This is a genomic window from Amorphoplanes digitatis (assembly GCF_014205335.1).
Lineage (GTDB): Bacteria > Actinomycetota > Actinomycetes > Mycobacteriales > Micromonosporaceae > Actinoplanes > Actinoplanes digitatus.
The window spans coordinates 3898544-3920640 of record NZ_JACHNH010000001.1; the positions used below are offsets into that span (position 1 = coordinate 3898544).

Genomic DNA, 22097 nt, shown 5'->3' on the forward strand with positions numbered 1-22097 from the left:
CCGCCGGCGCCCGCGGGCGGGTGGGCCCGCACGGTACGCGGTGGGGTGTACCGGTGCGGGCCCGCCCGCGACCTACCCGGCCGGCGTGAGCAGCGCCGACGCCGGCAGGCCGCGGATCGACGCGTCCAGCACCTGGGCCGTGTGCGCGAGCGCGATCGCGCCGCCCTGGCGGCGCACCGCGGCGGCCACCTGCATCAGGCAGCCCGGGTTCGCCGTCACCAGCAGGCTCGCGCCGGTGGCCAGCACGTTGCCCGCCTTGCGGTCGCCGAGCTCCGCGGCCGGGCCCGGGTTCAGGATGTTCCAGACGCCCGCCGAGCCGCAGCAGATCTCCGGGTCCGCGATCTCGCGGACCTCCAGGCCGGGAATGCCGCCCAGCAGCGCGCGGGGCTGCGCCCGTACGCCCTGTGCGTGCGCGAGGTGGCAGGCGTCGTGGTACGCCACGGTCAGCGGCAGCGGGTGGCGGCGGGCCACCGGGCCCAGCGCGGCCAGGAGCTCCGACAGGTCGCGGACCTTCGCGGCGAAGGCGGCCGCCCGCTCGGCGTACGGGTCGTCGCGCAGCAGCTCCGCGTACTCCTTCATCGACGAGCCGCAGCCCGCCGCGTTGACGACCACGTACTCGACGCCGGCCCGCTCGAAGCGGTCGATGAGTGCCCGGGCGAAGCCCCGCGCCTGCTCCTCGCGCCCGTTGTGGACGCTCAGCGCGCCGCAGCAGCCCTGCCCGGGCGGGATCACCACGTCGCAGCCCTCGGCCGCCAGCACCCGGACGGTCGCCGAGTTCACGTCCGGGAAGAACGCGTCCTGCACGCAGCCGGTCAGCATCCCCACGACCGCGCGGCGCGGCCCGCGGGCCGGCACCCGGCCCGGCGGCCTCGGCACCCGCCGCAGCCGCGGCGCCAGCGAGTCCAGGGTGGCCAGCGTCGGCGCGAGGCGCTCCAGCAGGCCGCTGCGGGCGACCAGCCGCTGCAACCCGCTCACCTGGTACGCGCGCAGCGGGCCCCGCAACAGGCGCAACCTGCGCGGGTACGGGAACAGCGCGAAGATCGCCTCCCGCAGCGCCCGGTCACGGCCTTTGCGGGGATGCCGCCGCTCCACCTGCGCCCGGGTGTCCTCGATCAGGGAGTCGTAGCGCACCCCCGACGGGCAGGCCGTCACGCAGGCCATGCAGCCCAGGCAGGCGTCGACGTGCCGGACCATCGAGTCGGTCATCGGCTCGCCGTCCAGGCCCTGCTTCATCAGGTGGATCCGGCCGCGCGGCGAGTCCATCTCCTCGCCCCACAACACGTACGTGGGGCAGGTGGTCAGGCAGAAGCCGCAGTGCACGCAGTCGTTGACGATGTCGAGCCGGGGCGGGCGATGATCGTCGAAGGCGGGTTCGCCGGCGACCGGCCCCAGCACGTCGCGCGGCGCGTCGACCATCAGATCCCTCCCACGAAACGGCCCGGTGCGAACAGGTGTCCCGGATCGAACTGGTCCTTCACCCGCCGCATCAGCTCGAGGCCCGGCACCGGGCCCCACATGTCGACCTGCTCACGCACCCGCGGCGGAGCGGTGAGCACCACGCCGTGGCCGCCGGCGCGGATCGCCGCCGCCCGCAGCCGCTCGACGACGGCCGGCGCGGCGTCGACGGGCACGTCGGCGTACAGGACGCCGGTGCCGGCCGAGCCGCGCAGCGCGACGCCGTGGGAGAGCAGGTCCGGCACCCGCGACAGCGGCGCGGTCAGCTTCATCCCGGCCCCGGTCCACGGGTACGCGCCCCACCACGGCGGGAACTCGTCGGTTGCCTGGCCGCCGAGCGCCTTCTCGAGGGTGGCCGCCCGGTCCCGTACCCCCGCGGCGGTGCCCTCCACCAGCACCGCGAGCGTCACCGGGCCCTCGGCGGGCGCGTCTATCTCGACCGCCGCCGGCACCACCTGCTCGGCGCGGACGGCGGCCAGCAGTGCGCCGATCTGCCCCGCCGGCGCGGTGCGGACCACCAGCGCGTGCGCGGCCGGGCGCGGGTGCAGCCGGAACGCGCACTCGGTGATCAGCCCGAGCGTGCCGTACGAGCCGGTGAAGAGCTTGCCCAGGTCGTACCCGGCGACGTTCTTCACGACCTTGCCGCCCGCCCGCGCGACCATCCCGCCGGGCCGGACCACCGTGATGCCGATCAGCAGGTCGCGGACGGTGCCGTAGCCCAGGCGCCGCGGCCCGCTGGTGTTGGCCGCGACCGTGCCGCCGACGGTCGCGCCCGCCCGGACCGGGTCCAGGGCGAGCTGCTGATCGCCCAGGTCGAGCCCGGCCAGGGGTGTGCCGGCCCGGACGACGACGATCAGGTCACCGGCGGCGTGCTCGACCACGCCGGTCAGGTTGCGGGTGTCCACGATCAGGTCGAGGCGCCGCGGCGGCATGCCCCAGTCCAGCTTGCTGCCGCCGCCGCGCACCACGACCGCGAGATCGTCCGCGGCGGCCGCCCGCAGCACCTCGGCGGCCTGCGCGGTGTCGGCCGGGGCCGCGACGAACCGGGCCGGCACCCCGCCGACCGTGTCCGCCTCGGTCGCCGCCGTCCAGAGCGCCATCAGAAGAGCTCCGCCGGGCGCGGCTCGTCCGCCTTGTGCCGCCGGGGCACCTCGCCGCAGAGCCGGGGCGTCGGGAATATCTTGCCGGGGTTGGCCAGCCCGGCGGGGTCGAACGCGCAGCGCAGCAGCTGCATGGTCTCGAGGTCGTCGTCGGTGAACATCCGCGGCATGTACTTCGCCTTGTCCATGCCGACGCCGTGCTCGCCGGTGATCGAGCCGCCGTACTCGATGCACAGGTCGATGATCGCGCCGGACACCTCCTCGGCGCGCTCGGCCTGCCCGGGCACGGCGTCGTCGAAGAGCACGAGCGGGTGCAGGTTGCCGTCGCCGGCGTGGAAGACGTTCGCGACCCGCACGCCGTGCGCGCGGGAGACCTCGCCGATGCGGTGCAGCACCTCCGGCAGCGCCGTCCGCGGGATGACCCCGTCCTGCACGATGTAGTCCGGGCTGATCCGGCCGACCGCGGCGAACGCCGACTTGCGCCCCTTCCAGAACAGTGCCCGCTCGGCCGGGTCGGCCGCGATACGCAGCTCGAACGCGCCGTTGCCCTCGCACAGCGCGGTGACCTGCGCGAACTGCGCCTCTACCTCGGCCAGCGGCCCGTCCAGCTCGACGATCAGCACGGCGCCGGCACCGGCCGGGTAGCCGCAGGCGACGGCCGCCTCGGCGGCCTCGATGGCGAGGGCGTCCATCATCTCGACCGCCGCCGGGACCACACCGGCGGCGATGATCGCCGAGGTGGCCGCGCCGGCCTGGTCGGTGGTCTCGAAGGCGGCGAGCAGCGTGCGCACGGACTCCGGCAGCCGGGTCAGGCGCACGGTCACCCGGGTCGCGATGCCCAGCGTGCCCTCGGAGCCGACGAACGCGCCGAGCAGGTCGTAGCCGGGTGAGTCGGGTGCCCGGCCGCCCAGCTCGACGAGGTCGCCGGCGGGCGTGACGACCTGCGCCCCGATCACGTGGTTGGCGGTGAAGCCGTACTTGAGGCAGTGCGCGCCGCCGGAGTTCTCCGCGACGTTGCCGCCGATCGAGCAGATCTGCTGGCTGGACGGGTCGGGGGCGTAGTAGTAGCCGGCCGGGGTCGCGGCGTGGGTGACGTGCAGGTTGATCACGCCGGGCTCGACCACCGCGCGCTCGTCGTCGGGCGCCACCTCGACGATGGCGCGCATCTTCGACGTCACGATCAGCACACCGTCCGCGTGCGGCAGGGCGCCGCCGGAGAGCCCGGTGCCGGAGCCGCGCGCCACGAACGGCACGTTCGCCTCGACGCAGGCCCGGACCGTCCGCGCGCACTCGGCGGCGTCGCGGGGCAGCACCACCAGGCCGGGGGTGACTTTGTAGTGGGCCAGGCCGTCACATTCGTAGGTGCGCAGCTCCTGCCGGTCGCTGATCACCCGGCCGGGGCCCAGCCCGGAGCGCAGCACGTCGGCTAGACGGTCAAGCACGGTCATCGGCGACCCCCTGAACGACAACTTAACCCGGCGCGCCGCCCACCGACACCGTTGAAACAATTCGTTAATCTATGAACGTCGATGCGAGCGTAATGTCTCGACGGTCTGGAGAGATCCTTCAGGCCGACCTCAGGAGGCATGCGTGCGTACACGCAGACGGTCCGCCATCGCCGGAATCCTCGCCGCAACCACCATAATCGCCGCCGCGCCCATCGGCGCTGAGGCGGCTCCCGCCGGACCGTCGCACGCCGCGACGCCGCTGACCGGCGAGCACCTCGACGACGAGTACGGCTTCATCGACAACCGCGGCGGCAGCGCCGCACCCACCACCGGCCAGCGCGCCCTGGTCCGCGACGACAACCTCGCCATCCGCTGGAACCGGCTCGGCACCCCGGCCTCCGTCGCGCCTCTCAAGGGCCGGCTCGCCGCCGGGACCAAGGGCGACGCGGAGACGGTCGCCCGCGACTACCTGAAGGGCAGCGTGGGGCTGTTCTCCCTGCGGTCGGCCGCGGTCGACGACCTGGAGACCGTCGCCGAGACCGAGGTCGGCGGCGGCGCCGTCGTCCTGCTGCGCCAGCGGTTCGGCGGCCTGCCCGCCGCGCACGACGGCCTCGTCGCGGTCGCGGTCAAGGACGGCGACGTCCTGCGGGTCACCTCGTCGCTGAGCCCGCGCACCGCCAAGCCCGCCGCCGCCACCCTGTCCGCCGACGACGCCCTCGCCGCGGCCCTCACCGACGCCGGCATCGACCGGGCGCAGCTGGCCGACTCCCGGGTCCGGCCCGTCGCGGTGCCGATGCCCGGCGCCGACCCGCGGTCCGCGTACGAGGTCGTGATGCTGTCGGCGGACGCCGAGCACCCGCTCGGCTACACCACCTACATCGACGCCCGCGACGGCAAGGTGCTGCTGCGCGAGAACCTGGTCAACTTCGCCGAGGACGACCCGCACTGGAAGGTCTTCCCGGCCACCCCGCCGGCCAACGGCGCCGACACCCGCCAGACCTGGTGCGCGACGACGGCAACCGGCTGCTCCCGGCAGGTCCTCGACCCGGCCACCGGCCGGCCGTGGGACGTCGACCCGGCCACCGGCCTGCCCACCTTCACCACGGCCGGCAACTCCGCCGACTCGGTGCGCCTCTGGGGCAACGGCAACCCGGCCGTGCCCGCCGCCGCCCGGCCCGACCGCGAATACGTCTACCCGTTCACGAACCAGTGGAACACCGCACGGTGCGACCCGAACACGCTGACCTCGCCCGAGCAGGCCGACGCCGACGCGGCCACCGCGAACCTGTTCGCGATGCACAACCGGATGCACGACTGGTCCTACAAGCTCGGCTTCACCGAGGCCACCTGGAACCTCCAGAAGGCCAATACCCTGTCGTACGGCAAGGGCGCCGACGCCGAGCGCGGCAACGCACAGCAGGGCGCGGCCACCGCGACCACCCGCAACAACGCCAACCAGGCGACACCGCCGGACGGCATGCAGCCGGTGTCGAACATGTACATGTGGCAGCCGTTCGCCGGCAGCGCCTACCCGCCCTGCGTCGACGGTGACTTCGACATGACCGTCATCGGCCACGAGTACACCCACGCGATCAGCAACCGCATGATCGCCGGACCGGACGGCGGCATCACCTCGTCGCAGGGCGGTGCGATGGGCGAGAGCTGGTCGGACCTCATGGCGATGGAGTACCTGTTCGAGAGCGGGTACACCCCGCGGGGCAGCACGCCGTACATCACCGGCGCGTACGTGACCGGCGACCTGGCCACCGGCATCCGCAACTACGACATGAGCAACAGCCCGCTCAACTACACGAACTACGGCTACGACCGCGGCGCCGCCGTGCACTCCGACGGCGAGATCTGGAGCGCGACGAACTTCGACGTGCGCCGCGCCTTCATCACCCGCTACGGCTCGGGCACCCGGGCGCTCCAGGAGAGCTGCGCGGCCGGCACCACGCCGGCCACCGAATGCCCCGGCAACCGCCGCTGGGCGCAGCTGGTCTTCGACTCGTTCCTGCTCGCCGCGACCGGCGCGATCAGCATGCTCGACATGCGCGACAACATGATCACCGCGGACGCGCTGCGCTTCGACGGCGCCAACGCCGACCTGCTGTGGAACGCGTTCGCCGCCCGCGGCATGGGCGCCGGCGCGTCGAGCGGCCCCTCGGACACCGACCCGGTGCCGAGCTTCGCGTCGCCGTACTCCGAGAACGTCGAGGTGACGTTCAAGGCGCTCGGCGAGGCCTCCGGCAAGCCGGTACGCCTCTATGTCGGCGACTACGACTACGGCTCCGTACCGGTCGCCGACACCGACCCGGCGACGGCCCTGCCGGCCACGGTGACGCTGGCGCCCGGCACCTACCGTTTCCTGGCCATCGGCGCGGGCTACGGCCACAAGCGCTTCACGCAGACCATCTACCCCGGTGTCACCGCCAACGTCGGCGTGGTCATGCCGGCGAACCTGGCATCGGCCGCCTCCGGCGCGACGATCACCGGCGACGGCACGAACCTGGGCCGCCTCACCGACGACGCCGAGGGCACCGCCTGGACCGCCACCGGCGGCGCGGCCGGCCGGCAGGTCACCGTCGACCTGCCGACCGACGCGCCCAAGCTGGTCTCCCGGGTACAGCTCAGCGCCTTCCCCGGCGCCGGCGCGGCCACCTCGGCGATGTACAGCACGGTCCGCCAGTTCGAGATCCTGACCTGCAACGCGACGACGGGCGCGGACTGCGCGACGGACGCGGGCTACAAGGTGGCGTACGCCAGCGCGGCGAACGCCTTCGACACCGCACAGTTCCGCCCCAAGGTGCCGAACCTGCTCCTGAAGTCGTTCCAGGTCCGCCCGACCCCGGCCACGCACGTGCGGCTGCGGGTGCTCACCAACCAGTGCACGGGCAACCCGCTCTACGCGGGCGAGCAGGAGAACGACCCGCGCAGCACCACCGACTGCGCGACGGCCTCGGCCGCGGCGGGCAACGTGGTCGCCGCCGAGTTCGAGGTGTTCAGCAGCTGACCCACCGGGCCCAGGGGAAGGGCACCTGCCGTTCCCCTGGGCCCCTGGCCACCGCACGCCGGCGTCGCCGGCATGGACATCCGCACTGTCGAGCCACGTCCGGTGCGGGAATCAGACCTCGGCACATGGGCGCAGGCCCACCTCTGCCGGTACCTGTTCGCACACCCGCCGGTGCACCGCGTCGAGGCGGGAACCCAGCCGGAGAACGCGCCCGAACAACACGCACTCCGAAAGATCGGCGTCCGCAAGGAGGGCGTCCCACGCGGAGCCGAATTCCGCGACGGCGCCCGGTGCGACATCGTCGTCTTCGGCCTGCTCCGCGGCGAACAACCGCCTGACTGACCCCACCCCGCACGCCCGCACTCGCCACGGGCCACGCGTCGGGTGGGCTTGTCGTGACCGTGTCGCGCTCGGCGCGGGCCGCGCGTCCGTCTTGGGCCGTGTGCGTGTCCGCCGTGGTCTGCGTGCGCGTGTCGCGTGCTGGGCGCGCAGTCGCTCGTCGCCTTTGTTGCTGTCCCGTAGCGTGCCGCGGGCAGACCTCGGTTTGTGGTCGTCTAATCGGCTGGTGAGAATGTATTTGTTGGTCCGCCAGAATGTTTGTGTGTCGGGTCGGCGGACGGCAGATTCTCCCGCAGGCCCCCGGTAACGCTTGAGTTCGGAATCGCCGTGCAGGTGGATTTCCTGCGTTCCCAGTTGATGTCTCGACTGATTTCGATGGGACCTGCTGATTCTCCGGATTTGCACACGACCTCGTCTCGGCCGCCGCCATGACCTCGCAGCAGCCTCCGGCCCGGCCCGGCCCGGCCCGGTGCGGTGCGGTGCGGTCCGGTGCGGTGCGGTCCGGTGCGGTGCGGTGCGGTGCGGTGCGGTGCGGTGCGGTGAGGGTCGGCCCGGTGCGGTGCGGTGAGGGTCGGCCCGGTGCGGTGCGGTGAGGGTCGGCCCGGTGCGGTGCGGTGCGGTGCGGTGCGGTGCGGGTCGGTGCGGTGCCGGGTTGTCGGTGCGGTTCGGGCGAGTGTCGCGGGTGGCGCGATGTCGCCCTGTTGGCGATCTCCGCCAGCGCCACCGCAGCCTGCGGCTGGGCTCCGGTTGCCGACCCGGCGCGGTGTGTCCGGCAGGCACAGGAATCGCGGCCGGTGCCTGCCGGCGTGCCAATCCGGAGGCCGGTTCGCCTGGCTTGCACCTCTTGACAGGTCCAACCTGGCCGGTGGCCCCGGTTCGCATTTGTGCCTGGGCGGATTTCCAGGCCAGGACGCCCACCCGACGAACGCACCCGCGCGGATTTCTCCAGGCCAGGAGGCCGGTTGATCGAGCGCGTCCGTGTAGGCCCGCCTGGCGGGGAAGACCCGCTTAGCGAACGCACACGCGCGGATTTCTCCAGGCTGGGAGGTCTGCCTGGCGGGTATGCCGGCACGGGCTTCTCCGGGCTGGGAGGTCTGCCTGGCGGGTGTGCCGGCACGGGCTTCTGCGGGCTGGGAGGTCTGCCTGGCGGGTGTGCCGGCACGGGCTTCTGCGGGCTGGGAGGTCTGCCTGGCGGGTATGCCGGCACGGGCTTCTCCAGGCCAGGAGGCTTGTTGATCGAGCGCGTCCGTGCAGGCCCCGCGTGGCCGGGAGGCCTGCTCGACGAACACATCTGTGCGAGTTTGACCTGGCCAGTGGCCCCGCCCGGGCGACCGCACCCGTGCGGGTTCACCTGGCCGGCGGCCCCGCCGGGCGATTGGGTCTTGGTGGGTCTCGCCGGGTCGGCGATTCTGCTTGGCCGGTTCGCCTTTGCGGGTTCGGTCAGGTCTGGGAGTTCGGCCTGGTTGCCGTCCTGCTGATGTGGGCGTGGCGACTGATTGTGGTGGGTCGGGGTGGTGCGGTCCGCCGCACCGCCTGGTGTCGGCTCGGTGTGGACGAGTCCGGTGGGGCGTGCGGGTTGCGGGCGTTCTGGGTGCGGCTTGTCGGGGCCCGCGGTGGGGTGCTCGGCGTGTCGGCTGCGGAGTTGGCGAAGGCGCCGAGCGTGGCGTTGGGTCAGGCCCCATGCGCGGTGTCGTTCGTGCTCGCGGCGGAACTCGTCGCGCTCGGGGGAATAGTTGCGGGATGCGGTGCGGTCACGCATAGCGGCCAACTCACTGGTGGTGAAGAATTGAAGTTGCCGCATGTATTCATTATCCCGGAGCGGCCGCCGATTGTCCTTTTTCGATCCGCTGTCGATCATGCCAACTTATAGACGGCCAGCGCTGGGCGAGGAATCGATTAGTGACCTGGTGAGTGTCGTCGGGGAGGCGAGAATGCATTGAATCTTTACAGCCGCGAGTCGCGTAGTTAAGGCTGCCAGTCCCGTGCTCGGTGTGTTGAACTACTGATTGAGTGGTTGAGGCGCGTCAACTCAGGCGGGTTGAGAAGTCGTCGGGTCTGGCGTGGTTGGTCCCGAGCGGATTGGTTCGTGATGGTCGGGGTCGGTTTCGAGCGGGGTTGGTCCGTGGTGCGCGGTCCTCGGAGGGTGATTACGCGGGTGCGCGGGTGCGCGGGTGCGCGGGTGCGCGGGTGCGCGGGAGCGCGGGAGCGCGGGAGCGCGGAGGGTGATCTCGTGGGTTTGGTGTGCGGTGCGCGGAGGGTGATCCCGTAGGGCCGGTTCGCGGCGCTCGGAAGACTGAACCCTAGGGCCGGTTCGCGGCGCTCGGAAGACTGAACCCTAGGGCCGGTTCGCGGTGCGCGGAGGTGATCCCGTTGGGCCGTTTCGCGGCGCTCGGAGGACTGATCTTCTAGGGCCCGGTTCGCGGTGCTTGGAGGTTGATGGCGTGCTCGCCGATGCCGCGCCGAGGCCACCGGGACGCCGAATCGTGCCGGCGGCGCTGCGTCTGAAGGTAGGGGTGGGCGGCCTGATCTTGAAGGTGGAGAACGGGTGGCTGCCTGCGTCGGAGGCGTGCGGGGTGTCGTGCGTCGGTCGGGTGGGTCCGCGCCCGGCCGCTCTGTGTTGGGCAGAGCGTCGTCCCTCGGGCGCGGACCTGTACCGGTCGGTCAGGCTCTGACCGAGATGGTCAGCCGGGCGGTGTAGCCGGTCGTCACGTTGCCGGTGACGGTGGCCATCTCGCGGGCCGCCAGGTCGTCGCGGAAGACCATGTCGGTGGCGAGGGTGACGCGGCTGAGGTTGGTCACGCTCTGGCTGTAGCCGGAGGTCGCGTACACGGCGGACGACACGTCCTTGGGCAGGGCGATCTGTGAGGTCTTGACGATCGGGCCGCGGCCGCTGGTGGCGTTCGCCAGGGACGAGTAGACCTCGAAGTGGATGTGCGGCCACCGGCCCGCGTAGCAGCCGGGGTAGATGCTCTTGAAGGTGACCGTGCCGGTGGAGTCGGTGGCCTGGATGCCGCGCAGGTAGTTCTGGTTGGTGACGCCGCTGGAGTACAGCGAGTACCGGCCCTCGCGATCGCAGTGCCAGGCGTACACCGCCGCGCCGACCAGCGGGACGCAGCTCAGGCTGAGCACGGTCAGGGAGAAGTTGAGGCCGATGCCGCCGGCGACGGCCGTCGCGCCGCCGAACGACGGGCGGATGTCGCTGCGTACGACGCCGCTGACGGTGCGGATCTCGATGCCGTTGCTGCCGTCGGCCGGGTAGGGGCCGGCGGTCTCCGACTCCACCTCGGCCACGCAGGCCGCCTCGGCGGGGCTCTGGTCGGTGAGCAGTCTGCCGCCGACGGCGCTCAGCACGCCGGCGCCGCCGAGCGCCGTCAGCATCCGACGGCGGGACATCGTCCGGAGGTCGAATTGCAAGCCCTTGTCGTGTACCTCCCGAACGTAGGCGTCGTTGTCGATCGGGGTCTCGTCGCGCTGTTCTGGCATGGATGCTCCTACTCGTGGTAGGCGGCGGACGGCCGGATCGCCCGGTGGGGCGTGGCCGTGGTCCGTCGTCTCAAATCCTGAGCAGGCAGTGAAGCATGTCTATCTATGAATGGGCTTTGAATGTCTTCCGGCCGGGCACGGTCGACTGTGGAGCCCGGCATGAGCGTGGCGGTCGCCGCTGCGGTGACCGCCACGCAAGGGGAATCCGGTGCGGCCTATGGGACCGGGCGGCGCATCGAGTACGTGACGCCGTGCAGGCGGTGCGGCTCGTTGATCACATGGATCGCGGCCCGGTCGTACGCCTGCCAGCCTGCGGCGCCGGCCCGGTTCAGGTGGCGCAGGTCGTCGAAGCGTTCGTCGGTGCCCCACCGCAGGGTTCCCCCCGGGTGGTGGAACGTGGCCGTCCAGTCCATGAAACGGTCCGCTCCGAAGGTGCCGGCCGCACGGTATTCGAGTCGCGCATACTCCCAATTGGTCACAGCCGTGATTATCACTCCGGCGGGCGAGGCGACGCACGTACCGGTGGTCGATCCCTCGACCGGGCCGCGGGAAGAGGGCCGACCCGCCTCGAAGGACGGTCGGGTCAGCCGCTGATTCGGGCGCCGAGGAAGAAGATGCCGGGGTGGCCGGCGGTCTCGAAGCCGGCGCTGCGGTTGCGCTTGAGCGACGAGCTCTTGAGCGTCAGCGTGCCGGTGCGGTCGTTGCTCACGAAGAAGATCGCGCCGCCGCCCTCGTTGGCGTGGTTGTCCCGGACGACGGTGCCGGAGAGGGTGACGGTGAAGGTGTTGCCGTCGGTGTAGATCGCGCCGCCGGAGCCGCCGCCCGGAGTGCCGCCGCGGGCCGGGTTGGCGCCACGGCCGATCGCCTTGTTGCCGGTGAAGACGCTGTTCAGCACCGCCCAGGAGACGCCGATGCTGCTCAGCGCGCCGCCGTTCGCGCAGATCCCGCCGGTGAAGGTGCTGTGCACGACGTAGACCGGGCGGTTCCCGGACTGTGACAGCGCGCGGATCGCCGCCCCGCCGAGGTCCGGGCCCGTCGCGTCGCAGCGGTTGCCGGTGAAGCGTGAGTTGACGACCTTGAGCCGGCCGCCGCGTACGAAGATCGCGCCCCCGCCGCCGCCCTCGGTGGTGTCGCCGGTCGAGTCGCCGTCCTTGAACGTCAGGTTCTGCACGGTCAGCCGGGGCGTCGGCTGGTCCTGGCAGTGCGACGTGGTGAAGCGCTGCGCCTGGTCGCACGTGTTCTGGTACAGGATCCGGCGCTTGCCGGCGCCGCTGAGGGTGACCCGGCCGCCGCCGTCGAGGACCACGTCGGGTCCGTGGTCGTTGCGTACCTTGGCGGTGGCCTTCATGGTGATCGTGACCGGCGCCGGGCCGCAGTCGAAGGTGATCTTGCCGCCGGCCGCGACGGCCTTGACCACGGCGGCCGAGGTGCAGCTCGCGGGCGTGCCGGTGCCGACGACGCGGTCGGGCTTGCTGGTGTCGACCGCCTTCGCCTCGGCCGGGACGGCCGCCTTACCGGCCGGATTGCCGGGGCTGGGCAGCGCCGCGGGCTTCGCGGGTGCGCTTTTGCTCGGCGCGACCGAGGAGCTCGCGACCGGCGTCGACGCGCCGGGCGCGGCCCGGGCGGCCGGCGACGCGGCCGGTTCCGGGGCGGCGGTGCCCGCGGAGCCGCAGCCGGTGAGCATGAGCGCGCACGTCAGCGCGGCAATCTTGAAACGCACCGGACGATACTAGGCGCGCCGCGAGGATTTGCCATCAAGATCAGAACCGAAATCATTACGGTACGCCGCCGGCCAGTACCCGGCTTCGCCGCTGACGGCGTTTGATCTGGGCGGTCCCCGGGGCCGAGGGATTCGCCGCCGGGCTGACCCGGTGGTCCGGCGCGCGGCGTCGGCCCGGGTGCGTCGCGCGCCAGGCTAGTGGGTGGGTTCGTCCCAGTCCGGGCGGATCGCGCCCGGGCGGGAGAAGGAGTCGAAGTCGGTGGTGTCGTGGAACGCCGGTATCCGGTACAGGGCGCGGGCGTACGACCACAGGTGCGGGTACACGTGCAGTCCGGGGTTGACGGCCCGTTCGGCGTTCACGCCGACGTCGTAGCGGACCAGCGTCACCCAGAGCCGGACGTCGGCCTCGGTCAGGTCGTCGCCGAGCAGGTAGCGCGACCGGGACAGCCGGTCGTCGAGCTGCTCGAACGCCTCGAGCAGGGCGGTGCGGGCCGGGCCGGGGCCGCCGGCCGCGCCGGCGCCGTGGTTGACGGCCGGGCCCAGCCAGCGGTCCAGCTCCTCGATCCGGTCGCGCAGCCGCTCCGGATACGTCTCGATCACCGGTTCCGCCAGGTGCCGGAAGCGGGTGGCCAGGTCGATGCCGATGGTGGCGCAGTCGTTGCTGACCAGGCGCGTGTTCGCGCGATCCCACAACGCCGGCACGCAGACGTGGCCGTCGAAGCCCTCCTCGGTAGCCTCGTAGACCTCGCGCAGCAGGGTGAAGCCGTTGACCGGGTCCGGGCCGTAGCGCTCCCGGAACGCCCAGCCGCGGCCGTCACGGGCGCCGTCGACGTACGACATGCCGACGATGTCCTCGAGCCCGGCCAGGGCGCGGGTGATCGCGACCCGCTGCGACCAGGGGCAGAACCAGCCGCCGTACACGTGGTAGCGGAACGGCCGTGCGGTGAAGTCGCCGTCGGCGGTGATCCGGCCGGTGAAGCGCAGCAGCGGCCCGGGGGTGTCGGGGATCCGGTATTCGCCGTATGCCGCGGTGTCGACGGGGGTGGCCAGCCGGGTGGCGGGCGACATCTTGACCATGACCCTCTCCTCGGATGCGGCGAGATGGCCGACAAAGCCTATCCCGCCTATAGGAGATGGGCAACGTCAGATGGCACCCTGGGTGGCCTGCACGGCCATCCGCGACCAGCGCATCGCGTCCATCACGGTACCCGCGAGATCGTCACCGGAGTACGCGGCCGCGACTTCCGCCAGGTCGCCCCGCTCGTACGCGTTCACCACCCGCAGCACCTGGCCGATCGGGCCGGTGCCCCGCTCGAGGGCGCCGGCGATGTCCGGGCTCAGCGGCAGCTGGTGTGCCATCGCGGCGTTCGAGAGGCCGAGCATGCCGGCCACCGCCCCGATCAGCCCGGCCATGAACGCCGCGTCCGGGTTCGCCTTGAAGGCCGACGCGACGTTCTCGCAGAGGCGGGCCCGGGTGAGCGCGTCCGCCATCTGCTCCTCGGTCGCCTCGGCGACGTCGTCGACGACCATCAGCATGGCCCAGTGGCGGATGTGTGCGACGCCGAGCATCACCACGGCCTGGCGCACCGAGGAGATCTTGGTGCTCGCGCCGACGGCGGCCGAGTTGCTGGCCCGCAGCACCCGCATGGTCAGCGCCGGGTCGCCGGCGATGATCGTCAGGACGCGCTCGAGGTCGGTGTCGGCGGCGCTGAGCGCGGCGAGCAGCTCCAGGCGGCGCAGTCGCGAGGGCGTGAGGCTGGTGGCGGTCAGCACCTGCGGCCGGCTCAGGACGTAGCCCTGGCGCAGCTCGAAGCCGTACCGGTTGCTCAGGGCCAGCTGCTCGCCGGTCTCCAGGCCCTCGGCGATGATCTGGATGCCCTCGTGCGCCCGGCAGGCGGCGACGATCTCGTCCAGGTGGGTGAGGTCGCCCAGCAGCAGGTCCAGCTTCACGTACGAAGCCAGCGGCAGCAGCTTCTCGTGGCCCGAGCCCCAGACGAAGTCGTCGAGCGCGATCCGGTAGCCCTGCGCGACGAGGGCGGAGACGCCCTCGATGACCTCGTCGTCGATCTCGACGGTCTCGAGCACCTCGAGCACCACGTGCTCGGGGCCGAACGGCAGGGCCAGCTCGCCGATGAGGAACTCGCGGGTCAGGTTGATGAAGCAGGTGCGGTCGCCGACGACCTCGTCGATGCCGAACTCGGTGAACGTGTTGACGATGACCTGGCTGGTCGCGTAGGTGTCGCGGCGGTCGGCCTCGACCGCGTCCATGCTGCCGCGGAAGAGCAGCTCATAGGCGACCACATCGCCGGTGACATCGAAGATCGGCTGCCGGCCGACATGCACGAGCTGGGTGCCCGGCACGGGAAATGGCAGCATTGGGTTCACGGCTGTTTCATCGGCCGTGGGAGCAAGCGTATGAGGTTTTTCGTCGGCGATCGCGACCCCGCCGGAACCCACGCCGCAACCCACGCGGCCGCGCGTGACGGCCGGCACATAGCGTCCGGCCGAGCCGCTCCGAATCGGCGCCCGGACCCGCCGCGCCCTCGGCTGCCTGACCGAACAGGCGCAGGTGAGCGGCAGGACCGGCGGCCCGTGAGGGTCGCCACTCGTCGAGCCTGACCGGTCCGCCGACCGGGCCCGCCGTCAGGCCCTCGCGAAGGGCTGCGCACCGGTGGCCGGGCCCGCCGCCGGCCCGCCGTCGGGCCCTCGCGAAGGGCTGCGCACCGGTGGCCGGGCCCGCCGCCGGCCGGCCGTCGGGCCCTCGCGAAGGGCTGCGCACCGGTGGCCGGGCCCGCCGCCGGCCCGCCGTCGGGCCCTCGGGAAGGGCTGTGCGCCGGTGGCCGTGCCCGCCGCGCGCCTGGCTCGCCCGGCCGGACAGGCGTGGGTGAGGGGTGGGGCGGTGGTCAGGCTTCCGCGAGGGCCGCGAGGACCTGGTCGCCGAATTTGGCGAGCTTGTTCTCGCCGACGCCGTTGATCGTGGAGAGCTCGGCCAGGCTGCCCGGGCGCTGGATGGCGATCTGCCGCAGGGTCGCGTCGTGGAAGACCACGTAGGCGGGGACGCCGGCCTCCTTGGCCGCGGCGGCCCGCCACGCGCGGAGCCGCTCGAACAGCGGCGTCGCCTCCGGGGGCAGGTCGGCCGGCGGGGCCGCCTTGGCCGAGCGGGCCTTCGGTGCGCGGGCGGCGCGTTCCGGCTCGCGGCGCATCATGACCTGGAGCTCCTTGCGGAGCACGCTGCCGCTGGCGTCGGTGAGCACGAGCGTGCCGTAGTCGCCCTCGACCGCGAGCAGGCCCTGTGCCAGCAGCTGCCGGACCACGCCGCGCCACTCGGACTCGCGCAGGTCCGCGCCGATGCCGAAGACGCTCAGCTCGTGGTGGCGGAACTGGGTGACCTTCTCGGTGGTCTTGCCGAGCAGGATGTCGATGGACTGGCCGGCGCCGAACTTCTGGCCGCGCTCGCGTTGCAGGCGCAGCACCGTGGAGAGCAGTTTCTGCGCCGCGATCGTGCCGTCCCAGGACTCCGGGGGATTGAGGCAGGTGTCGCAGTTGCCGCAGTCGGGGGCGCCCTGCTGGCCGAAGTAGGCGAGCAGCCGGGCGCGGCGGCACTGCACCGTCTCGCAGAGCGCCAGCATCGCGTCCAGGTGGGCGGCGAGGTTGCGGCGGTGCGCGAAGTCGCCCTCCGAGGTCTCGATCATCTTGCGCTGCTGCACCACGTCCTGGAGCCCGTAGGCGAGCCAGGCGGTGGACGGCAGGCCGTCGCGCCCGGCCCGGCCGGTCTCCTGGTAGTAGCCCTCGACGGACTTCGGCAGGTCGAGGTGGGCGACGAAGCGCACGTCGGGCTTGTCGATGCCCATGCCGAACGCGATGGTGGCGACCATCACCAGGCCGTCCTCGCGCAGGAAGCGGGACTGGTTGGCCGCGCGGACCCGCGAGTCGAGCCCGGCGTGGTAGGGCAGGGCGGGTATGCCGTTCTGCGTCAGGAAGTCGGCGGTCTTCTCCACCGAGGCGCGGGACAGGCAGTAGACGATGCCGGCGTCGCCGGGGTGCTCGGTGCGCAGCAGGTCGAGCAGCTGGCGGCGGGGCTCGTTCTTGGCGACGATGCGGTACTGGATGTTGGGGCGGTCGAAGCCGGCGGTGAAGTGCCGGGCGCCGGTCAGGTCGAGCCGGGCGGCGATCTCGCCGTGTGTCGCGGTGGTCGCGGTGGCGGTGAGCGCGATGCGCGGCACGTCGGGCCAGCGCTCGTGCAGCATCGACAGGGCGAGGTAGTCGGGGCGGAAGTCGTGGCCCCACTGCGACACGCAGTGCGCCTCGTCGATGGCGAACAGCGCGATCGTGCCGCGGTCGAGCAGCCGCTGGGTGGACGGGACGCCGAGGCCCTCGGGCGCGACGTAGAGCAGGTCCAGCTTGCCGTCGAGGAAGGCCTGCTCGACCAGGCGGCGCTCGCCGGAATCCTGCGTCGAGTTGAGGAAGCCGGCCCGCACCCCGAGGGTGCGCAGCGCGTCGACCTGGTCCTGCATGAGGGCGATCAGCGGGGAGATCACCACCGCGACCCCGTCGCGCACCAGCGCGGGGATCTGGTAGCACAGCGACTTGCCGCCGCCGGTCGGCATCAGCACCAGGGCGTCGCCGCCGGCGATGACATGCTCGATGATCTCGCGTTGCTCGCCGCGGAATCCGGAGTAGCCGAAGACCCGGTTGAGCACCTCGGTGGCCGCGGACCGGTCGAGCTCGGGGGCGGAAGTCACCCCGCGATAGTAGTGACCCCGCCCGGGCCCGGCCCGGGCCCTGTGGACAACGCGGGAACGGCCGCCCCGTGAGGTGCCGTAACCGGCACGGTTGTCACCCGATCCGGGGACGCGGACATCGAGCCGCCAAAACCGCGCAAGGGGAAACATTTCGGCCATTCCATTGACATGGATGCGTCACGGGGAGTGGGCTGTCCACATGCGACCCGTATCCGCGTTGATCGGCGCTACCCTCGCCGCCGTCCTCGCCGTGCCGGGTGCCGCCGTGGCGCACGGCGGCGGCGGACCGGTGGTGAACACCGACAAGGGCCTCGTGCAGGGCGTGCGCGCCGGCGGCGTGGACAGCTTCCTGGGCGTCCGGTACGCGTCCCCGCCAGTCGGCGGCCTGCGCTGGCGCGCCCCGCTGCCCGCCACCGCCTGGCCCGGCGTCGCGCCCGCGATCGCGTACGGCGCCCGCTGCGCCGCCGCGGCCGGATCGAACGGCCCCCGCAGCGAGGCCGAGGACTGCCTGTTCGTCAACGTGCAGCGCCCGGCCGGCCTGCGGGCCCGCGAGCGCCGCCCCGTCTACGTCTTCATCCACGGCGGCGGCCTGGTCAACGGCAGCTCGAACCAGGCCGACATGGCGGCGATGGTGCGCGCCACCGGCGTGATCGGGGTGTCCTTCAACTACCGCCTCGGCGTGCTCGGCTTCCTCGGCCTGGCCGGGCTGACCGCCGAGAGCGGCGAGTCGGGCAACTACGGCTTCCAGGACCAGCAGGCCGCGCTGGCCTGGGTACGCCGCAACATCGCGGCGTTCGGCGGCGACCCGGCGCGGGTCACGGTCGGCGGCGAGTCGGCGGGCGGCTGGTCGGTCTGCGGTCACCTGGTCGCGCCCGGTTCCCGCGGGCTGCTGGCCGGGGCGATGATCCAGAGCGGGTCCTGTCTCACCCGTACCCAGCCGGCGGCCGAGAGCGCGGGCGCCGCCGTGGCGACGGCCGTGGGCTGCACCAACGTCGCCTGCCTGCGGGCCACGCCGGTGGCCCGGCTGATCGACGCGCCGTCCGGCGGCTTCGCGCTGGTCCGCGGCACGCCGACGCTGCCGGCCGATCCGGCGCAGGCGGTGGCCGCCGGCGACTTCGCGCGGGTGCCGGTCGTGATCGGCGCCAACCTGGACGAGGGCCGGACGTTCGCGCAGGGCTTCATCGGCGCCACCCGGGAGCAGTACGAGGCCTGGGTGCAGGCCAACGGCGGCGCCGAGGTGCTCGCCCGGTACCCGTGGCCGGCCAACCCCGACCGGTTCACCGCGGCGTACCTGATCGGCGCGATCATGACCGACTCCGGGATGCTGGCCGGCATCGGCGGCTGCGCCAACCGCGCGCTGACACACGATTTCGCCCGCTGGACCACGACGTACGCCTACGAGTTCGCACACCGCACCGGCCCCGGCCTGACCCCGATACCGGGGTACGTCTGGGGCGCGGGCCACGCGGCCGAGCTCGCCTACCTGTTCCCGTCCTTCGACAACGGCACGCCGATCGCGCCGACCTTCGACCGCGACGAGCGCCGGCTGGCCGCCGAGATGAAGCGGGCCTGGGGCGCGTTCGTCCGGACCGGCTCGCCGGGCTGGCCGCCGCGGGGCGTGCAGTCGCTGCGCGCCGGCGGCGAGAGCCGGCTGATCGGCGACGCGGCCCTGGCCGCCGAGCACCAGTGCGCCTTCTGGGACGCTCGATAACCGGTGGGCGAACCCGGCGTGCGATCATGCGCTCATGCCAAGATCATCGTGCGTGGCCACGCTTCTCGCCGTACTGGCGACCGTCACCCTCGCAGGATGCACGGACGACCCGGCACCGCAACCGAGGCCGGCCGCGCCGTCCCAGGCTCCCTCGGCCTCGGCCACCAGCACACCACCGGTGCGCCTGAAGGTGCCCCCGGCCGTCGCCGGCGAGGTGGCCCGCAGAGTGCTCGTGGAGAAGGACGGCCACCCTCAAGGCACGACCACCGTGAGGCGCGGCGCCCGTGCCGGACAGGAGTACTGGGTCCACGCCGCCTGCACCTCGCCGACGTCCGGGAAGACGCTGTCGGTCGAGGTGCGCGGCGCCGAGCCCGGCGCCTCCGCCGACGCGCTCGTCGCCTTCGAGATTCCCTGCGACGGGACGCCGACGGTCAACGGCGCCGGCGAACTGCCCGCGGAGTCGGTCGCCGTCTACCTGAGCGGAGACCAATCGGACGTGTCCGCGTACGCCGTCCTCGCGCCGACGCCGTCGCTCCCGGAGGGGAAATAGCGGGTCAGAGGCCCGGCAGTTCCAGGGTGTGCGAGGTGTGCGACGCCTTCGTGCTCAGGTAGCGCAGGTTGGCCGAGGACAGGTGCACGCCGGTCGGTATCCGCTCCGCGATCCGGACGCCGCGCGCCTCCAGCTGGGCCGCCTTGTCCGGGTTGTTGCTCAGCAGCCGGATCCGGTCCGCGCCCAGCGCCAGCAGCATCTGCGCCGCCGCCGTGTAGTCGCGCTCGTCCTCGCCCCGGCCCAGCGCCACGTTGGCCTCGTAGGTGTCCAGCCCGGCGTCCTGGAGCGCGTACGCGTCCAGCTTCGCGTACAGGCCGATGCCCCGGCCCTCCTGGCGCAGGTAGAGCAGCAGGCCGCCGGTCTCGGCGATGCGCTCGACCGCCTCGCGCAGCTGCGGGCCGCAGTCGCAGCGCTGGCTGCCGAACACGTCGCCGGTCAGGCATTCGCTGTGCGGGCGGACCAGCGGCGCCGCGGACAGCGCCCGCTCCCAGTCGCCCAGCCCGAGCGCGAGGTGCTCCCCGCCGTCGACCAGCCCGTCGAAGGTCAGCACCTGCGCCGTCGTCGTGTAGCCGTCGGCGTAGCGCAGCGGGACGGTGACGCGCGTCCGTACCGTGGCCTTCGGAATCGTCCCCAAGCCCAGCGCCTCGGACATCCGCCCCCCATTTCGATCTTCAGACAACTCGGCCACCCGGTCAGTCCCGGTAGCGGTCGGAGAGCGCGTACCGCAGCAGCACCACGTCGCCGATCTGACGGACCGCGGTGAGGTTCGCGCGGCGCTCCGGCCCCCACGGGAACGTGCCGTCGCCGACGAAGCGTGGCGCCCGCGAGTCGCCGACGAAGAACGGCGCGACCACCAGTTGCAGCTCGTCGGCCAGGCCCGCGGTGAGGAAGCCGGTGTGTATGGTGCCGCCGCCCTCGACCATGAGGCGGTCGACGCCGCGCCCGTGCAGGTCGGTGATGACCCGGCACAGGTCGACCGGGTCGCCGCCGTCGATCACGGTAGCGACCTCGCCGAGCCGGCGCCGCGCGTTCGGGATCGACGGGCTCGCGCAGTAGACGAGCTTGTCGGCGTCGCCGACGGCGAAGAAGCTCGCCTCCGGGTCCAGGCGGCAGCTGTTGGTGACGGTCACCTTGACGGGGTCCGGCCGCTCGCCGCGGGCCACCCGGGCCTTGCGGCGGGTCTCGTCGCGGACCAGCAGCCGCGGGTTGTCCCGCCGGATGGTGCCGGCGCCGACCAGGATCGCGTCGCAGCCGGCCCGGACCTCGTCGACCCGGTCGAAATCGGCGCTGTTGGAGAGCAGCAACCGCTCGTCGCTGGGGCTGTCCACGTATCCGTCGATGGACATTCCGCAGCTGAGCAGCACGTACGGTCGCTCAAGCACTGATGGCCCTCCTACCGAGCGACCACCGTCACCCCGCCGTCCAACATAATCCGAACGTGAGGGCATGGCACTTTCATGCACCGCTTCCGACCAGCTCCCGCACCGGCAGCACGATCATCTGCGCAGGGATGGCCACCGGCCGGGCGTACGTGATCGCCTCGACCGCGGGCGCCGCGGCGACGGCCCGGGTCGCGGCCCGGGTGGCGGACCTGGCCCGCGCGCCGGCCAGAGCCCGGGCGATGATCACGACCAGGCCCGGCAGCGCGGCGACGAAGGCGAAGAGGCCGTAGACCACGGCGATGGTCAGGCCCTGGGTGGCGCTGAGCCCGGCCGCGCCGAACGCCCAGGCGGTGACGCCCTCGCGGGGGCCCCAGCCGCCGACGTTGACCGGCAGGGTCATGGCCAGCAGCGCGAGCAGCATCAGCGGCGCGAGGCGCAGCAGCGAGGCGTCCGAGCCGGCGGCGCGGGCGGCGACGACGAACGTCGCCAGGTGCCCGGCAAGGACCACCGTCGAGGCGAGCACGATGCCCGGCCAGCTGCGGCGGGCGAGCAGGCCGGACCGCACCTCCGCGGCACCGGTCCGGGCCGCGCGGGCCCACCGGGACGCGCCGCCGCGCAGCCGGGAGAAGGCGAAGAACAGCAGGGCCGCGAGGCCGGCGGTGGTCGCGGCCGCGACGGCGATGCCGCGGGCGTGCGCCTCGAGGTGCGACAGGACCGGCGACGGTACGGTCAGCAGCACCGTCACGCCGACCGACACCAGCACCACCTGTCCCGCCGTACGCTCGAGCACGACGGCCCGCACGCTCTTGCCGACGTCACCCTCCTCGCGGCCGTGCTGCACCGCGCGGTCGACGTCGCCGAGCACCCCGCCGGGCAGCGCCGCGTTGATGAACAGCGCCTTGTAGTAGTCCGCGATCGCGCCCCGCAGGGAGAGGGTCATGCCCAGGCCGCGGGCCACCAGGCACCACCGCCAGGCCGAGAACACCGTGGTGGCGACGCCGATCGCGAACGCGGCGACCAGCGCCGGGCCGTCTATCACCCGCAGTCCGTCGACGAAGGCACCGGTTCCCAGGCGCCAGAGCAGCACGGCGAGGATCCCCACCCCGCCGAGTACCCGCACCCATGCCCAGATCGATCGGTTCATCCCGCCGCCC

General features: G+C 72.8%; 16 protein-coding genes. 4 read left to right on the forward strand and 12 right to left on the reverse strand.

Annotated features, from left to right (window positions below; genetic code table 11):
- Window positions 1-72 precede the first annotated feature (72 nt).
- From BJ971_RS16905 to BJ971_RS16915, 3 genes are read right to left on the reverse strand one after another with little or no spacing between them, the layout of a single operon-like run.
- The gene (locus BJ971_RS16905; protein ID WP_184994226.1) at window positions 73-1416 is read right to left on the reverse strand and encodes a (Fe-S)-binding protein; all 1344 of its coding nucleotides are present in this window, start codon (window positions 1414-1416) and stop codon (window positions 73-75) included.
- Window positions 1416-2555: an FAD-binding oxidoreductase gene (locus tag BJ971_RS16910; RefSeq protein ID WP_184994227.1), complete on the reverse strand. Its 1140-nt coding sequence runs from the start codon at window positions 2553-2555 to the stop codon at window positions 1416-1418. Before BJ971_RS16910 ends, BJ971_RS16905 begins: the two co-directional genes overlap by 1 nt.
- Window positions 2555-4003, reverse strand: a complete 1449-nt coding sequence (locus BJ971_RS16915) for an FAD-linked oxidase C-terminal domain-containing protein (protein ID WP_184994228.1) — start codon at window positions 4001-4003, stop codon at window positions 2555-2557. The genes BJ971_RS16910 and BJ971_RS16915 overlap by 1 nt, the downstream gene beginning before the upstream one ends.
- Before the next feature lie 142 nt (window positions 4004-4145).
- On the opposite strand from BJ971_RS16915, the gene BJ971_RS16920 reads away from it, so the two are divergent.
- Entirely contained in the window at window positions 4146-7016 is a 2871-nt protein-coding gene (locus tag BJ971_RS16920) for a M36 family metallopeptidase (protein WP_184994229.1), read from the forward strand.
- 72 nt (window positions 7017-7088) lie between these two features.
- Window positions 7089-7358, forward strand: a complete 270-nt coding sequence (locus BJ971_RS16925) for a GNAT family N-acetyltransferase (RefSeq protein ID WP_184994230.1) — start codon at window positions 7089-7091, stop codon at window positions 7356-7358.
- A gap of 2658 nt (window positions 7359-10016) precedes the next feature.
- Here the strand turns inward: BJ971_RS16925 and BJ971_RS16930 are convergent.
- From BJ971_RS16930 to recQ, 6 genes are all read right to left on the reverse strand, one after another.
- Window positions 10017-10838, reverse strand: a complete 822-nt coding sequence (locus BJ971_RS16930) for a dioxygenase family protein (protein WP_184994231.1) — start codon at window positions 10836-10838, stop codon at window positions 10017-10019.
- 215 nt (window positions 10839-11053) lie between these two features.
- Entirely contained in the window at window positions 11054-11317 is a 264-nt protein-coding gene (locus tag BJ971_RS16935; RefSeq protein WP_184994232.1) for a hypothetical protein, read from the reverse strand.
- 104 nt (window positions 11318-11421) lie between these two features.
- The gene (locus BJ971_RS16940; RefSeq protein ID WP_184998911.1) at window positions 11422-12522 is read right to left on the reverse strand and encodes a hypothetical protein; all 1101 of its coding nucleotides are present in this window, start codon (window positions 12520-12522) and stop codon (window positions 11422-11424) included.
- Between the two features lie 231 nt (window positions 12523-12753).
- The gene (locus tag BJ971_RS16945; RefSeq protein WP_184994233.1) at window positions 12754-13635 is read right to left on the reverse strand and encodes a glutathione S-transferase C-terminal domain-containing protein; all 882 of its coding nucleotides are present in this window, start codon (window positions 13633-13635) and stop codon (window positions 12754-12756) included.
- Between the two features lie 66 nt (window positions 13636-13701).
- Window positions 13702-14934 (reverse strand): EAL and HDOD domain-containing protein, encoded by a 1233-nt coding sequence (locus BJ971_RS16950; protein WP_184994234.1) that lies wholly within the window; start codon window positions 14932-14934, stop codon window positions 13702-13704.
- Between the two features lie 527 nt (window positions 14935-15461).
- Window positions 15462-17300, reverse strand: a complete 1839-nt coding sequence (recQ, locus tag BJ971_RS16955) for a DNA helicase RecQ (RefSeq protein ID WP_184994235.1) — start codon at window positions 17298-17300, stop codon at window positions 15462-15464.
- Between the two features lie 199 nt (window positions 17301-17499).
- Here recQ and BJ971_RS16960 point away from each other — a divergent pair, with 199 nt between their 5' ends.
- Both BJ971_RS16960 and BJ971_RS16965 read left to right on the forward strand, forming a co-directional pair.
- The gene (locus BJ971_RS16960; RefSeq protein ID WP_184994236.1) at window positions 17500-19011 is read left to right on the forward strand and encodes a carboxylesterase/lipase family protein; all 1512 of its coding nucleotides are present in this window, start codon (window positions 17500-17502) and stop codon (window positions 19009-19011) included.
- A gap of 52 nt (window positions 19012-19063) precedes the next feature.
- The gene (locus BJ971_RS16965; protein WP_184994237.1) at window positions 19064-19561 is read left to right on the forward strand and encodes a hypothetical protein; all 498 of its coding nucleotides are present in this window, start codon (window positions 19064-19066) and stop codon (window positions 19559-19561) included.
- A 4-nt stretch (window positions 19562-19565) separates the two neighbouring features.
- On the opposite strand, the gene BJ971_RS16970 is transcribed toward BJ971_RS16965, so the two are convergent.
- The 3 genes from BJ971_RS16970 to BJ971_RS16980 all read right to left on the reverse strand — a co-directional run bounded on the left by BJ971_RS16970 (window position 19566) and on the right by BJ971_RS16980 (window position 22087).
- The gene (locus BJ971_RS16970; RefSeq protein WP_184994238.1) at window positions 19566-20213 is read right to left on the reverse strand and encodes a GTP cyclohydrolase II; all 648 of its coding nucleotides are present in this window, start codon (window positions 20211-20213) and stop codon (window positions 19566-19568) included.
- A gap of 40 nt (window positions 20214-20253) precedes the next feature.
- On the reverse strand, window positions 20254-20943 hold the full coding sequence (locus BJ971_RS16975; RefSeq protein WP_184994239.1) for a RibD family protein: 690 nt from the start codon (window positions 20941-20943) through the stop codon (window positions 20254-20256).
- A 73-nt stretch (window positions 20944-21016) separates the two neighbouring features.
- On the reverse strand, window positions 21017-22087 hold the full coding sequence (locus tag BJ971_RS16980) for a lysylphosphatidylglycerol synthase transmembrane domain-containing protein (RefSeq protein ID WP_184994240.1): 1071 nt from the start codon (window positions 22085-22087) through the stop codon (window positions 21017-21019).
- Window positions 22088-22097 lie beyond the last annotated feature (10 nt).

Excerpts from the sequence above, each read along its gene's own strand:
- BJ971_RS16905 (WP_184994226.1), bottom strand. The coding sequence starts at position 1,416 with ATGGTCGACGCGCCGCGCGACGTGCTGGGGCCGGTCGCCGGCGAACCC.
- BJ971_RS16910 (WP_184994227.1), bottom strand. The coding sequence starts at position 2,555 with ATGGCGCTCTGGACGGCGGCGACCGAGGCGGACACGGTCGGCGGGGTG.
- BJ971_RS16915 (WP_184994228.1), bottom strand. The coding sequence starts at position 4,003 with ATGACCGTGCTTGACCGTCTAGCCGACGTGCTGCGCTCCGGGCTGGGC.
- BJ971_RS16925 (WP_184994230.1), top strand. The coding sequence starts at position 7,089 with ATGGACATCCGCACTGTCGAGCCACGTCCGGTGCGGGAATCAGACCTC.
- BJ971_RS16930 (WP_184994231.1), bottom strand. The coding sequence starts at position 10,838 with ATGCCAGAACAGCGCGACGAGACCCCGATCGACAACGACGCCTACGTT.
- BJ971_RS16940 (WP_184998911.1), bottom strand. The coding sequence starts at position 12,522 with ATGCTCACCGGCTGCGGCTCCGCGGGCACCGCCGCCCCGGAACCGGCC.
- BJ971_RS16945 (WP_184994233.1), bottom strand. The coding sequence starts at position 13,635 with ATGGTCAAGATGTCGCCCGCCACCCGGCTGGCCACCCCCGTCGACACC.
- BJ971_RS16950 (WP_184994234.1), bottom strand. The coding sequence starts at position 14,934 with ATGCTGCCATTTCCCGTGCCGGGCACCCAGCTCGTGCATGTCGGCCGG.
- BJ971_RS16960 (WP_184994236.1), top strand. The coding sequence starts at position 17,500 with ATGCGACCCGTATCCGCGTTGATCGGCGCTACCCTCGCCGCCGTCCTC.
- BJ971_RS16970 (WP_184994238.1), bottom strand. The coding sequence starts at position 20,213 with ATGTCCGAGGCGCTGGGCTTGGGGACGATTCCGAAGGCCACGGTACGG.
- BJ971_RS16980 (WP_184994240.1), bottom strand. The coding sequence starts at position 22,087 with ATGAACCGATCGATCTGGGCATGGGTGCGGGTACTCGGCGGGGTGGGG.